Source organism: Vibrio sp. 779(2023), from assembly GCF_033344285.1.
Lineage (GTDB): Bacteria > Pseudomonadota > Gammaproteobacteria > Enterobacterales > Vibrionaceae > Vibrio > Vibrio alginolyticus.
In genome coordinates this window covers 115,089-130,064 of record NZ_JAWPOM010000001.1, presented here as the reverse complement: position 1 = coordinate 130,064, position 14,976 = coordinate 115,089, and the positions used below count along the sequence as shown (strand labels likewise).

The window sequence follows — 14,976 nt, the reverse complement described above, 5'->3', positions numbered from 1 at the left end:
TTCTTTTGGAAAATGACCAAAGGTAGCGCTTGGCTACCTTGGTCTTAACTAGGTTCTATTAGCGTTTCACCGCTTCAAGTTTCCAGATATTGTTCACGTAGTCGCGGATTGAGCGGTCTGACGTGAACTTGCCAACAAGGGCGGTATTAAGAATGGCCTTCTTCGCCCAGCCAGCTTGATCTTTATATTGTTCGCTCATGTCTTCGTGCGCTTTCACGTAAGATGCAAAGTCCGCAAGACATAAGTACGGGTCACCGCCGTCTAGTAGGCTGTCATACGTTGCACGCAGTAAGCCTGGTTGACCTGGAGTGAATTCTTCACCCAGTAGTAGATCCATAGACGCTTTGAGTAGGTGATCCGCATTGTAGTAATCAAATGGGTTGTAACCTTGAGCTTTCAGCGCTTTCACACCTTCAACGTCTAGACCGAAGATGTAGATGTTCTCATCGCCTACTTCTTCACGAATCTCAACGTTAGCACCATCCATAGTACCGATCGTTAGGGCACCGTTAAGCGCCATCTTCATGTTACCAGTACCTGATGCTTCTTTACCCGCAAGTGAAATTTGTTGTGATACATCCGCCGCAGGAATAATAATTTCAGCCATGCTCACACGGTAATCAGGAATGAAGACCACTTTCAGCTTGTTGCCGATGCGAGGGTCGTTGTTCACCTTGTCTGCAATCTTGTTGATTGCGAAGATGATTTCTTTCGCTAGGTGGTAACCCGGTGCTGCTTTCGCAGCGAAGAACACAACGCGAGGCACACATTCGAAGCCTGGTTCGTTAATAATGCGATGGTACAGAGACAGTACGTGTAGAAGGTCTAAGTGCTGACGTTTGTACTCGTGCAGACGCTTGATTTGAACATCGAAGATTGCATTAGTATCGAGCTCGATACCCATGTTCTCTTTCACCCAAGTTGCTAGGCGTTCTTTGTTCTCTTTCTTCACTGCCATGAATTCTTTTTGGAATGTCGCGTCAGTAGCGTACTTCGCAATACCTTCAAGTTGCTCTAGTTTCGCTGGCCATTCTGGACCGACTTTCTCAGTGATAAGCTGAGACAGACCTGGGTTACAGAACTTCAACCAGCGACGTGGCGTAATACCGTTCGTTACGTTGTGTAGACGTGTCGGGTACATTTCGTGGAACTCTGGGAATAGGTCTTTCTTAACCAATTCAGAGTGAAGTGCTGCTACACCGTTTACTGCGTAAGAGCCGATTACACATAGGTTTGCCATGCGAACCATGCGGTGGAAACCTTCTTCGATGATAGAAAGCTTCTGTTGCTTCGCGACATCACCCGGCCACATTGCACGTACGTCTTGTAGGAAGCGGTGGTTGATCTCGTAAATGATCTCCATATGACGTGGTAGCAGGTGCTGGATTAGCGACTCTGGCCATGTCTCTAGTGCTTCTGGAAGTAGCGTGTGGTTGGTGTACGCAAATGTCTTAGAGCTGATTTCCCAAGCAGCTTCCCAAGCTAAACCTTTTTCATCCATCAGGATGCGCATTAGTTCAGGAATCGCAATCGTTGGGTGCGTATCGTTAAGCTGGATAGTCTCTTGCTTAGGTAGATCCGCTAGCGAGTAGCCCGCAGCTTCGTGGCGACGTAGGATGTCACGTACAGACGCTGCTGAGTGGAAGTACTGCTGCATTAGACGCAGTGTTTTACCTTTCTCGTGGTTGTCGTTCGGGTAAAGCACTTTAGTGATGTTACCTGCGTCGATCAGTGCGTGCTGAGCTTCGAAGTAATCACCATTGTTAAAGCTTGCTAGTGAGAATGGTGCAATCGCCTGACATTCCCAAAGACGTAGCGGGTAAACCGTGTCTGATTCGTAACCCACAATTGGAAGATCCCAAGGCATTGCTCTTACTGTCATGCCTGGTACCCATTTGCGAACTTCTTTACCGTTCTCGTTAATCACTTCAACGTGACCGTAAAAACCGATCTCTTGCGCAAGTTCTGGACGCGCAATTTCCCAAGGGTAGCCTTCTACACCGCGCCATGCGTCAGGTGCTTCTTGCTGGCGACCATCTTTGAATGACTGTTTAAATAGACCGTATTCGTAATGTAAACCATAGCCGACAGTTGGGAATTCTTGTGCCGCACATGAATCCATGAAACACGCAGCCAGACGACCAAGGCCACCGTTACCCAATGATGGGTCGCGCTCTTCTTCTAGCAGATCAGTTAGGTTGTAACCTAGTTCAGCCATTGCTTCTGTTACTTGTTCGTACAGACCCATGCTGATTAGGTTGTTACCAGTCAAACGACCGATAAGGAATTCTAGCGAAAGGTAGTTAACGCTCTTCGCACTTTTAATGCGTGGATCTTCTTCTGTCGCAAGCAAATCTAGAGTAGTAAATTCAGCCAGAGCATGCCCCATTGCTAGGTACCATGCGCGGCTGTCTGCGTTTTCAATCGTATGAGCGTAAGTTACAGATAGGTGTTTCTTTACGCTTTCTTGGAACGACTTCTTGTCAAATTGTTTTTGTTGAGTAGGTTTCATTACGAAATTCTCACGTCTTTTGGTAATTCATCTGCCATACATCGTGCATTTACCTCTGTGAATAAACATCCTCCTAATTCTCATCCTTTGAAGGAGGAGGGCTGAGGGCGTAGAGGGGGTACCATTGCTAGGTTAGTGATCCAAATCTCAACAAAGTGAACTTTGCACCAGTTCTTAGTGATTTTGATCACAATGGAATGTGAGAAAGGTTAAAACCCGTTCATGACGCTTTTTATAGTCCACTCATCTGATGATGTGAAAATTGTAATATCGGTCACATTAACTCGGTCAGCGTAGAAGAACTTTTCGTAATCTATGTGCAACGCGATCTTAACGCTAACGAAACAAACGATATTTAAGTGACGACAATCACAAATAAAGGGCGTAGTTGATGGTAAATCCATCAACCCTTGAGAATTAGGAAGTGGATCAAAGTAACGAACATTTCTGATGTCGTAACATCCCACTCAGCTCACAGGATTGTACGCTTTTTATACAAACTAGAATTAGGCGATGTGAGTTATTTCTAGTTTTCGCTAGCTTTTATATCTAAGTGACCGTATGGAATGGTTTTTCAGACGGACGCAAGCCCCAACAGTAGCGACATTATCCGGCATTCAAACAGTGTTTTTGATGCTGATGACATCATTCAGTAAGACGGCTTTCAAGGGGGCTTTACTAGAATGATCACGTTGCTGTCATTTGGGTATACATAAATAAGGACATAACTACTAATGTGGATTCCATCTAAGCTTACTCGACCAGGACGCCTGCACAATGCCATCGTGCGCCCACGAGTGTTGGACTTACTACAGCAAGCGCCTTACTACAAATTGGTTTTATTCCGCTCCCCAGCAGGTTACGGAAAAACAACAATGGCAGCGCAGTGGCTATCCGATAAGCCAAACGTCGGTTGGTACAGCATTGATGACAGCGATAACGACGGCTTTCGCTTTGTAAACTATCTGCTTCAAGCATTAAACAAAGCCACCAACTTCAGTTGCGCTAACGCACAAAAACTGGCGGAAAAACGTCAGATCTCGTCTTTACGCTCCCTATTTAGCGAAGTATTCGCAGAAATGGCTGACTTTCATCAAGAGTGCTACGTGGTGCTTGATGACTACCATTTAATCACGAATGATGAAATCCATGAATCCATGCGTTTCTTTTTAAAGCACATGCCAGACAACCTCACCGTTGTGGTAACCAGTCGTGCAGCGCCGCCTCTAGGCACTGCAAACTTACGTGTTCGTGATTTAATGATCGAAATTGGCAACGAGATGTTGGCGTTTGATACCGAAGAAACCACTCGCTTCTTTAACCAGCGTATCGCCGATGGTATTGATGAAGACATGGCGAACAGCCTAAGAACCTATGTTGAAGGTTGGCCATCGGCGATGCAGTTGATCGCATTACAAGCCCAACATCAAAACCGCACATTGGCGCAAACTGTAGAGTCGGTATCGCAGTTCAATCACGCGCACTTGTGGGATTACTTGGTCGAAGAAGTGTTTGACTTACTCGATCACGAAACTCGTCACTTTTTAATGCAAGTATCCGTGCTTGACCACTTCAATGATGAGCTAGTGTTTGCCCTTACCCAACGCGAAGACGCACTGGGAATGATTGAATCGCTTAACCGTTACGGCTTATTCATTTACCCGCTCGAAGGGGAACAGAACTGGTTCCGGTTCCATAACTTATTTGGCGAGTTTTTATCTCATGAGCGCCAAGCTCGTATTCCTCAGCAAGAAAAAGATCTCCACCGCAATGCTGCTATCGCTTGGTTACAACAAAAAGCACCACACCAAGCGATTCATCATGCACAAAAATCGAATGATAAGGACTTAGTGGTAGAGATCCTAAACGAATTCGGCTGGAAGATGTTTAACCAAGGCGAACTCAGCACACTGGAAAGCTCAATTAACAAGTTGGACGATGATCTGTTGTTCAGCCACCCAAAACTTACGATGCTCCGAGCATGGTTGGCTCAAAGTCAGCATCGTTATAACCAAGTGGGCCACCTGCTTGAAGAAGCGGAAGAGGAACACAAAAAGCGTAACATTGCGTTAGATATTCATTATCAAGGTCAAGCAAACGCGTTGCTTGCTCAAGTGGCTATCAACAGTAACCAGCCAGAAAAAGCTCTCGAATTAGCGGAGTTAGCGCTTAGCCAACTTGATAACACAATTTACCGTAGCCGAATTGTGGCGACTTCGGTTGTTGGTGAAGTTAACCACGTGCTAGGTAAACTAGACCGTGCTTTGCCAATGATGCAACAAACTGAAAAGCTAGCTCGTCAGTACCAGGTATATCACCAAGCGTTATGGGCAATATTGCAGCAAAGCGAGATTTTAATTGCACAAGGTTACGTGCAAGCTGCCTTTGAACTACAAGATTCCGCATTCCGTCTGATTGAAGATCAGCAGCTTCAGCATGTTCCTCTTCATGAATTTTTGCTGCGTATTCGCGCGCAAGTACTTTGGTGCTGGAACCGACTTGATGAAGCGGAAGAATGCGCGTACAAAGGTCTGCAAATTCTCGAAAACCATTCACCAAGCAAGCACTTACATAGCTATTCGATGTTGGCGCGTATTGCGATTGGACGCGGTGAATTAGACAAAGCCGGTAAATTCATTGAGCACATCCAACACTTGATGAAACAGTCGACTTACCACGTAGATTGGACTGCAAACGCTTCACTATCGTTGATTCTATTTTGGCAAGCGCGTGGGAATACCGATGCAATGCAAGAGTGGCTCAACACTGCGGTTCGTCCTGAATCGGCATGCAACCACTTTTCTCAATTGCAATGGCGTAACATTGCTCGCGCCCACATTAACTTAGGCCAATATACCGACGCTCGTGCTGCGTTAGATTTTCTCCAAGGTGAAGCTCGTCGCACTAACCTAATCACAGATACTAATCGCAACTTAGTGGTTGAAGCAGTCCTTTCTGCTCGCCAAAAAGATGAGGAGCAAGCCAAGGCTCTGTTAAAAGAAGCATTAGTAATGACGAACCAAACTGGCATGGTCGGAAACTTCCTGATTGATGGTGCAACCATTGGCGGTCTGCTGGAGAAGTTGAGCCTCCGCCATGAACTGGGCGATCTTGAGCGTCACCGTGCTCAACAGTTAATGAAGGACATTTCATCGAATCAACGTAGCCGGTCGATTCACTTTGATGAAGACTTTATTGAAAAGTTGGTGAATCACCCTAATGTGCCAGAGCTAGTACGTACCAGCCCATTAACACAACGCGAATGGCAGGTTCTGGGGCTGATTTATTCAGGCTTTAGTAACGAGCAAATCGCACAAGAGCTGGATGTGGCAGGTACGACAATTAAAACCCACATTCGCAACCTGTACCAAAAGCTTAATATTGCTAATCGTAAAGAAGCCATTGTGACAGCTGAAAATTTGCTACAGTTAATGGGATACTGAACTGCTAGATAAACGGGTTAAAACGTAAAGTAAAACACAAGGGTTGACGTAACACGTCAGCCCTTTTTTATGACTGACAGAAAGAGAAGTGCAATTTGCAAAGCACGTAAGTAACGTTGTTCATATAAAAAAATAGCCAACCGCAATAATCGCGATTGGCTTATATTTAGTGTGAACAAATTGTATTCACTAACAACGTCAGTTGGCTAGGTGACCCTCGGCTTAAGAAGGGTCGAGCAGTATTATGCATTAATCATGCCAAAATGAAAAGACTTATTTTTGGGCACAAGATCTCATATAAGCTGGATTTATTCACGCGCAAATTATCAAAATGCAATTCTATAATGCAAATTGCAATTGCATAATGCAACCAAGATTGATAATTGATAGTAGAGTTAATCATCTCAAAAATGTAAACCAAGCATTAAAAGCTCGTTACGGCGGCATTGTCTCTTGGCGGGTAATAAAGATAGGCAATAGATTGGATATAAAACCAAGTAGTTACAGCACTATTTCATACTTTTTTCATCGCAATGTTTGTATACTCTCTGCCATCGAAACGACTTAGCATTAGAGCAATGAACTACTTAATTACTTTCTTCAAGGGAATCGCCATGGGTGCAGCAGATGTGGTACCTGGTGTATCTGGCGGCACCATCGCGTTTATCACTGGTATTTACGATACGCTGCTTGAAAGCATTCGACGCATTAACCCCTCACTTTTCTCTACCTGGCGAAAAGAAGGGTTTAAAGCCGCGTTTAATCACATCAACGGATTCTTCCTAATCGCTCTGTTTGCCGGTATTTTCACCAGCATTGCTACGCTAGCAAAGTTGATCACTTGGCTTCTTGACACACACCCCATCCCACTTTGGTCATTTTTCTTTGGTCTGATTTTGGTATCGGTCTATCACATTATTCGTCAGGTTGAACAACGTGATCTTATCCGCTTTGTGACTCTACTTGTTGGTGTCGGGTTTGCTTACAGCATCACCGTGCTTAAACCTCTGCACATGGAACCAACGGCCATTAACACATTGTTCGCTGGTGCTATCGCGATTTGCGCGATGATCTTACCGGGCATCTCTGGCAGCTTTATCTTGTTATTGATTGGGATGTATGCGCCAGTATTAGCCGCCGTGAAAGGTTTCCAAGTCGATACATTGGCGCTGTTTTTGTCAGGTTGTGTGATTGGTTTGCTGTCCTTTTCGCACCTATTGTCGTGGTTACTACGCAAGTTCCGCGATTTCACTCTGATGTTTTTGACTGGATTAATGATTGGTACGTTGCCAAAGATTTGGCCTTGGAAAGAAACCATCACTTGGCGCACCAATTCAAAGGGTGAGCAAGTGCCCTTGCTACAGCACAACCTATCACCATTTGAATTTGAACACGTGACATCACAACCTTCTCAGTTAGTGCTTGCCGTTGTGATGATGCTTGCTGCCATTGCGCTGGTTTTGAGCCTCGAAAAATTTGCAGATTCAGACAAGTAACTGCGGTATCAAATCAATACGGAATCAACAAACAAGAACGGAGCCAATTGGCTTCGTTCTTGTTTGTTGGCTAAGAGAAAATCTTTATGGGTTTGATTCAACACCCCCTACACCGCGCGGTTATTTTGATCTCTGTCATCGAGGCACAACGCACAATTTATCTAGGCCACGAGTTGGCGAATGACGCTTCTGTGCTACGATGCAGGTAATGTTAAGTGATAAATGCTGAACCTTAATGAAAGTGTTACAAATCGCCGCTGTTTCAGCCGCACTGGTTGCGGGATTTTATGCCCCAACTTTACTAAAAAGCTTTTCTTCATCCACTCCGATCAAACCGATAGATGAATATTGCTTTCTCTCTACTGCCTCGTGCGTTCAAGAGAATGTTACGATGACGCTCAACGCAGATACTGCTCAACCCTTGGTACCCACTACTCTGAATGTTGAGTGGCACACAAGCGATGCTGAGCAACTAGTCCTAAGCCTTTCAGGAAGAGAAATGGAGATGGGAGAACCCAAGTTTTTACTGAAGCAAGTCGCTTCCGGTCGATATCAAGGTGACATCATTCTGCCGGTTTGCACTCAAGACGCCATGACCTGGGTTGGTGAACTCAGTGATGGAGAGAATACCGTTTACCCTGCTATAAAAATGCAAAGATAAGGAATCGTTATGAGCCGCAATTGGTCCCTATTTCTCGTAGTTGCTTTCGCCCTCGGGTTTGGCGTAAAAAGCTATTTAGATAATCAGAAAACGAAGCCAGAGCAAGTGGATAGTTCCACCTCTCAACAGACGGTATTGTTTGGGGAAAATAACCAAGCCGTCAATATCTTCGATGTGAATGACCCTCGCATTCGAGTCGTCTATTTTGGCTTTACTCGCTGCCCAGATGTTTGCCCAACTTCGCTTGCTATGCTAGCAGGAGCCCTAAATCAGATCGATGAAGCGCAAAAAGCGCAACTGCGCCCAATGTTCATTTCTTTAGATCCAGAGCGTGATGAGGCCGATGCCTCGGCGAAATATGCCCATTACTTCCATCCAATGATTGAAGGCCTATCGGCACCGCTTGATGTAACCACACCTTTGGCACACAACTATGGTGTTATTTTCCGAAAAACCGAATTGGAAGGCTCGGAGCTCAAATACACGCTTGATCACAGCTCTTACTTTTACTTCTTGAAGCCGGATGGCACGTTAATCACCAAGGTACCGCATACACTCTCGCCGGCACCGATTGTTGAAGCCATTTCAAAACTGACGACTGAAGGCTCCTCAAATGACAGTTAAGTCAGTGCTGAAACAGTTTTTCAGTTTCCTAACTCAAACCAACCCCAATGTCGAACAAGACGTCGATACGATCATTGACGCCATTGGGGGGATAGAAAACCTGCTAGAAACTGGAGCATGCGCGACTCGGCTGCGTCTTACCCTTAGAACGACGTCCATCATCGATAAAAATGCACTCAAAAATCATGGCGCGCATGGCGTCGTGATACTGGATGAGCGTCATGTCCAAATCATATACGGCTTAAAAGCCAACACGTATTCGCAGATAATGGAAGAGCGCATCAACAAACAAAGCTAATATTTTCGCAGTATAGCTACCCTCTAAGAAAAAGGGCGGCTATACTCTCTTGGCTTAATTAATTCACTTACTTATTAACCAACGAAGAGGACACATGATGATTGTATTGAATAACACTAACTGGGCATCGCAAGGGTAACCCTAACCGCACCTATTACGTGGCATAGCCACAACTCCCCTTCTCTGCCCGGTCTTCACCGGGGTCAACTCTATCCGAATTAGACCCTAATGCGATTTGTATTAAGGCGCTTTGTTGCGTCTGGGATAATTCAATAATGAATCAAACACATACTTTTTGTGACACATTAGTTTCAACTTCAAACCCTCTAAAACAATTGGGTTGGAAACCATTTTTTCAGCAACAACTGACATTAGACGATTACGACAACACTATCTTTGCTCGTGTAATTGCGCATCACCGAAGTGGTTATTTATTGGCAACAGAAACTGGGCAAGTTCATCTTAATGCCCACCATTCTTTACCCAATATGACCGTCGGAGACTGGGTAATCTTAAATGAAGATCAGCAATTTGTTCGCTTACTGGATCGCTTGAGCCTCTTTAGCCGCAAAGCCGCTGGCAGCAAAGTGGCAGAGCAACTCATCGCAGCCAATGTGGATACAGTGTTTATCGTCTGTTCCCTTAACGACGACTTCAATTTAAGTCGTATTGAACGTTATCTTTCCTTGGCTCATGAAGCCGAAGTCGAACCCGTCATCGTGCTTTCCAAAGCCGATTTGTGTGACAATACTGATGAACTAAAAAGCCAAGTACAGAAGCTCGACCCTCTATTAGCTATAGAGACAGTCAACGGCTTAGAAATAGAGAGTGCTTCTAAACTCATGACCTGGTGCAAAGAAGGACAAACCCTCGCTTTTATCGGTTCTTCAGGCGTTGGCAAATCAACTCTTGTTAATGCATTACTCGGGCAACAAGAACAGGCAACTGGGCATATTCGTGAAGACGATAGCAAAGGGCGACATACAACTACATCGCGCTCTATCCATCTATTACCTGATGGCGGCATCTTGATTGATACTCCGGGAATGCGCGAGCTTCAACTAGCAGATTGTGAATCGGGGGTCAGTGAGGCATTTTCTGACATTGAGGCGCTCGCTCAGCGTTGTCGCTTTGGCAATTGTAAGCACCAAACTGAGCCAGGCTGCGCAGTTCAAACTGCGATTGCAAATGGCACACTTGAGGTTCGTCGTTTCAATAACTATCAAAAACTAACGCGAGAACAAGCCTTTAACGGCGCGACTTTGGCAGAGCAACGAGCACAAAGTCGACAATTCGGTAAACTTGCTCGCAATGCCATGAATGATAAGCGCAGGCGCCAACAAAGTTATTAATTTGTTGCGTTTGAGTTGTCAATAAAATCAAAGGAGACGAAAGTCTCCTTTTTAACAACTTTATTAAAAACCATTACTCATAACTAATGATAATTTTCAACATAAAAATCTTATTTAAATAACATTGAGCAAACATTTAATCCAAAAACAAACTAAAACTAGACACAAAATATTACCAAGCTAAGATATGTGATATTCAGCAAGAAAATGGCTGAATTTATAAAAACAGGATAATTGATAATCATGTGTCTTAGTGACCAGAAGCAATGCTCACCCCTTGCAATACAAGGGCATTATCGCCGTGTAATGATGGACTATTGCCCTGCCACTCTGGCATAAAATTGCAGGAATGATGTATGCAACACAACAGCCTCGTTGCCCGATATGCTCGTGGTAACCTCGTCGTCCAGATCCTTGTCGGTATCGTCTTTGGTATTTTGCTCGCGACAATTTCTCCAAGCCATGCCGAAAGCGCGGGATTAATTGGTAGCCTTTTTGTCGGTGCGCTTAAAGCGATCGCGCCAATTCTTGTGTTTATTTTGGTTGCCGCTTCAATTGCAAACCAAAAGAAAAACCAACACACTTACATGCGCCCAATCGTTGTACTGTACCTGATGGGTACATTCTTCGCGGCGCTATCAGCAGTGGTTCTAAGCTTCCTTTTCCCGACCAATTTAACGCTTGTCACCGGCGCTGAAGGTGCAACGCCTCCTCAAGGTATTGCTGAAATTCTACGCACATTGTTGTTTAAACTGGTCGACAACCCAGTAAATGCACTAGTAGAAGCAAACTACATCGGCATTCTTGCTTGGGGTGTGGGTCTGGGTCTTGCACTACACCACGCATCGGCAACAACGAAGGCCGTATTTGAAGATCTAAGCCACAGCGTGTCTCACATTGTGCGCTTTATCATTCGTCTTGCACCATTTGGTATCTTTGGCTTGGTTGCTTCAACGTTTGCGACAACGGGCTTTAGCGCACTAGCAAGCTACGCACACCTTCTGGCGGTTCTTCTTGGCGCAATGATGATCATCGCACTCGTTGTAAACCCAGCGATCGTGTTCGTTAAAACCAAACAAAACCCTTACCCACTTGTATTCCGTTGTCTACGTGAAAGTGGTGTAACTGCGTTCTTCACTCGTTCAAGTGCGGCGAATATTCCAGTAAACATGGCACTATGTGAGAAGCTAAAACTGGACGAGGATACATACTCAGTATCTATCCCTCTAGGTGCGACCATCAACATGGCTGGTGCTGCAATCACTATCACAACGCTAACGCTTGCAGCTGTGCACACTATGGGTATTGAAGTTGATCTACTGACTGCGCTACTGCTCAGTATTGTGGCTGCGGTTTCTGCATGTGGCGCATCAGGTGTTGCAGGTGGCTCGCTACTACTTATCCCACTTGCGTGTGGTCTGTTTGGTATCTCAAACGACGTAGCAATGCAGGTTGTAGCGGTTGGCTTCATTATCGGTGTGATTCAAGACTCTGCAGAAACTGCGCTAAACAGCTCAACAGACGTTGTCTTTACGGCAGCAGTTTGTAAATCAGAGCAGCAAAAAGCTCAGTAAGACTGACAGAACAAATAGAAAGGGGAGCCGATGATGGCTCCCCTTTTTTGTTTAATTGCGCTCAATTACGCGGTGACCAAAGCCACTTCTTCAATCAGGAAGTGTTTGCTTGGTTCAACAAACTCTTGCTGCGCAGCAATAGTTTGCAGTTCCCACTCACCCGCATGGTACGTTGCACTCAACACCCCGTAACACGCGTCGTGACAATGTTGGAAAGCTTGTTTAGGAGACCAGCCTTTTAAGAGTCCCGCGGTGAAGATAGCCGAGATAAGATCACCCACACCCACAGGCTGTTTGGCAAACTCAAACTGAGGACGCTTCGCTAAGTAAATGCCTTCTTGCGTTGCCAGTAACATGTTGAAGCTGCCATTCTCTAGGCAGTAAAGGTGCTTCACTAGCACTATTTTTGGACCTTTCGCTAGTGCACGTTGGCATGCCGTGATCGCATCGTCTAGTGAGTGGATTTCCATCTCTGCAAATTGGCTTAGCTCGAACTGGTTAGGCACGATCACATCTGCCATTGGCATCAGACGGTTTAACAAGTTTTCTGCAATACCCGGCGCCACAATACAGCCTTTGTCTGGCGCGCCCATCACAGGGTCGCAAATATAAAGTGCCTTCGGGTTCGCTTGCTTCACCTTCGTCACGGTTTCTTCAACAGCAAGGCACTGCTCTGCGCTACCTTGGTAGCCCGTCAACACCGCTCGGCACTTTTCCAATGCACCGATGTTACTAAGACCACTAACTAACTCGCTAATGTCTTCAGCCGCAAACGCTCGCCCAGTCCAGCCTTCTTGATACTGCGTGTGGTTAGAAAATTGAACGGTATGAATCGGCCATACTTCGAAGCCCATACGTTGCATTGGGAAAACGGCACTGCTGTTACCAGCATGACCAAAAGAAACATGAGATTGTATAGAGAGGATACCTTGCATAGTACCTTACCTCTTATTGTAGTTATCGATAGTTCAAAGACAGCGGCAAGCGCCAGTTTTGCGAAACCAGTAGTGTATCCGACAAACCAAGATTCTCTAACTCAATTCTCCTCAATATCTTCAGAGTAAGTTGGAGCGCTGGTTTTCAACACCATCTTCTTAATTTCCATTTTGTCTTTATTCAGTGCGATTTCTAGGGTATCTCCTTCCCTTATCCCGAGTTGAGCCAGGATTACGCTTGGAATGACTACGGCGGTGTCGTCACCGATTTTAACAGGTTGACTTATCATCTTTCGTCCTCCAAATGTCGAAAATGAGTTTTCACGTCATTGGATGTCTAGCCTCAAATACTTTGGGCTGACTTGGATTTGGCGTAACATTTTAAAGAGCAAAAGAAAAGCCTCAATCTTGAGGCTTCTGGATAAGATAGGTTATGGTTGAAGGAAGTTTTGAGTGAAATCGAGCGCCTCTTTAGAAAGTTTTTTTTCGTTGGGCGATGTGCTTGCCTGGTCTTCTGCTGTTACCGTTGTCATGTTAGGCTGAAAATCTAGTGTTGATGTATCCTCCCAAGCTTCGGAGGCGTCTTTATTCTCATCATTCAACACCGCATTGAGCTCCTCTTCCGCAGGAAAATACGCTTCGCGTTTGTACACTTTGTTAAGGGCTCGAATAATAGAGTGCTTTCTCACCATTCCTGAGGCCAGCTTTCTTTGCAACGGCTTCGCTATGGACTGCAATCCAACGACAACATCAACACCAATATTGGTCGCCACTTCATCACGCAACGTACGCGCAGGTTGGTAGCCCATATTGGCAGAAAGAAACAGCCAAACGTAAGCAATTGCATTACCCGTTTTACCTTTATCCTTCCACGCTTCGCCAGCATGATACATCGCTTTAGCACTGCCACCTTCCGCGGCCCGTTCCAGCCAGTAGCAACCTTTAACCATGCTTTTTTCTGTACCAATGCCATTTAGGTAACATAAGCCGACTTGGATCTTGCCATCTGCACTGTCTTTTTCCGCCGCTTTCATAAACCAGTAAAGCGCATCTGCACTGCGTCCTGCACTATTGTCTGGTGAAAGCTGCCATTCCCCCATATAAATCATGGCATCAATGCAGCCTTCTTCGGCGGCAGTTTCAATCAGTTGGTTACCTTTTGGGATATTTTTTTCAGTTCCTCGACCAAAGACCAAGGCCTTGCCCGTCGAAAATTTCGCTTCGGTATCCCCTTCCATTCCCGCAATTGCGGTACGCCAGAAGTTTGCCTGCTCTTTTAAAATCACATCTTCGCGCATGCGTTCACTTAAGCGAACAATGCCGTACATCCCCGTCACATTGTCCAATTTAGCTGCTTTATCATACCAATACAGCGCTTGACGAATGTTGTCCTTTTCGGCTTCTTTCGCTAGAAATAAAATGGTGGGGATATGCCCGGTTTCTGCTTTGAACTCTCGCTCTTTACGCTCTTGCTCTCGCGCTTTATGCATCGCCTTTCGATAAGCGGCTTCGCGAGCTTTCCTCTCTGCCTCGAGTCTCTGTTTCCGCATCGACAACGAGATCATCCACACAAATATCAGGACGAGTGAAAGGCCAGTTGCCGCAATGGCAATGCCCATACTACTCATAAATAGCCTCTTTTGGTTTCAGGGCCCAATTCAACTCCCTTTCAGGGAAATCTTATGATTACGCGCCGACGTAACGCCGACTACCTTCATTATATAACGACCACTTAGCGAAAATCTGAAGCGTGCGAAGACTTAATGGCGGTATTTTATTCAAAATCACTGCAACTTATTTTTAAAAGAAAAATATAGCCCTCATTTTTATAGAACTTAATCACGGTTTTGGGGCTGAGACATTCTCATCCCCTATCATCCCCCCTTACTCATCCCATAAAAATTTACATTTTAATGATGTGCAGAATCTCTCACTATGCGCCTGTTTTATTATTTAATTTGTGAACAAAATCGACTGTGACAGAAAATTTGCACCTGTAAAAAACTTAACAGCCTGCTCTCACATTTTGCTGATGATTCAGTGTATTAGCATCTAATTGAACATTTCCTTTTTTGGCATCT

11 protein-coding genes are annotated in these 14,976 nt (G+C 45.2%); 7 read left to right on the top strand and 4 right to left on the bottom strand.

Annotated elements, in window-relative coordinates; translation table 11 throughout:
• Window positions 1-58: 58 nt before the first annotated feature.
• Complete coding sequence (locus tag R8O70_RS00530) at window positions 59-2,512, bottom strand: glycogen/starch/alpha-glucan phosphorylase (RefSeq protein ID WP_170897371.1); 2,454 nt, start codon at window positions 2,510-2,512, stop codon at window positions 59-61.
• A gap of 734 nt (window positions 2,513-3,246) precedes the next feature.
• Between R8O70_RS00530 and malT the strand changes: the two genes are divergently transcribed.
• The 7 genes from malT (at window position 3,247) to sstT (ending at window position 11,960) form a co-directional block, all read left to right on the top strand.
• Window positions 3,247-5,955, top strand: a complete 2,709-nt coding sequence (malT, locus tag R8O70_RS00525) for an HTH-type transcriptional regulator MalT (RefSeq protein WP_005374834.1) — start codon at window positions 3,247-3,249, stop codon at window positions 5,953-5,955.
• 578 nt (window positions 5,956-6,533) lie between these two features.
• Window positions 6,534-7,451, top strand: coding sequence for a DUF368 domain-containing protein (locus tag R8O70_RS00520; protein WP_206953128.1), 918 nt, complete (start codon window positions 6,534-6,536; stop codon window positions 7,449-7,451).
• Window positions 7,452-7,686: 235 nt separating this feature from the next.
• Window positions 7,687-8,112, top strand: coding sequence for a hypothetical protein (locus R8O70_RS00515; RefSeq protein WP_065646150.1), 426 nt, complete (start codon window positions 7,687-7,689; stop codon window positions 8,110-8,112).
• Between the two features lie 9 nt (window positions 8,113-8,121).
• On the top strand, window positions 8,122-8,736 hold the full coding sequence (locus R8O70_RS00510) for an SCO family protein (protein WP_006740812.1): 615 nt from the start codon (window positions 8,122-8,124) through the stop codon (window positions 8,734-8,736).
• A complete protein-coding gene (locus R8O70_RS00505) occupies window positions 8,726-9,034 on the top strand; it encodes a PTS transporter subunit EIIB (protein WP_046875700.1) in 309 nt (102 codons plus the stop codon). The genes R8O70_RS00510 and R8O70_RS00505 overlap by 11 nt, the downstream gene beginning before the upstream one ends.
• A 275-nt stretch (window positions 9,035-9,309) precedes the next feature.
• Entirely contained in the window at window positions 9,310-10,386 is a 1,077-nt protein-coding gene (gene rsgA, locus R8O70_RS00500; RefSeq protein WP_005374823.1) for a ribosome small subunit-dependent GTPase A, read from the top strand.
• A gap of 356 nt (window positions 10,387-10,742) precedes the next feature.
• Complete coding sequence (gene sstT, locus R8O70_RS00495) at window positions 10,743-11,960, top strand: serine/threonine transporter SstT (protein ID WP_005374821.1); 1,218 nt, start codon at window positions 10,743-10,745, stop codon at window positions 11,958-11,960.
• A 65-nt stretch (window positions 11,961-12,025) separates the two neighbouring features.
• Here the strand turns inward: sstT and pdxY are convergent, their stop codons facing one another.
• The 3 genes from pdxY to R8O70_RS00480 form a co-directional block, all read right to left on the bottom strand.
• Window positions 12,026-12,895 (bottom strand): pyridoxal kinase PdxY, encoded by an 870-nt coding sequence (gene pdxY, locus R8O70_RS00490; RefSeq protein WP_258625389.1) that lies wholly within the window; start codon window positions 12,893-12,895, stop codon window positions 12,026-12,028.
• A 101-nt stretch (window positions 12,896-12,996) separates the two neighbouring features.
• The gene (locus tag R8O70_RS00485) at window positions 12,997-13,185 is read right to left on the bottom strand and encodes an AbrB/MazE/SpoVT family DNA-binding domain-containing protein (protein WP_017634469.1); all 189 of its coding nucleotides are present in this window, start codon (window positions 13,183-13,185) and stop codon (window positions 12,997-12,999) included.
• A 141-nt stretch (window positions 13,186-13,326) separates the two neighbouring features.
• Complete coding sequence (locus tag R8O70_RS00480) at window positions 13,327-14,523, bottom strand: tetratricopeptide repeat protein (RefSeq protein ID WP_258625388.1); 1,197 nt, start codon at window positions 14,521-14,523, stop codon at window positions 13,327-13,329.
• Window positions 14,524-14,976 lie beyond the last annotated feature (453 nt).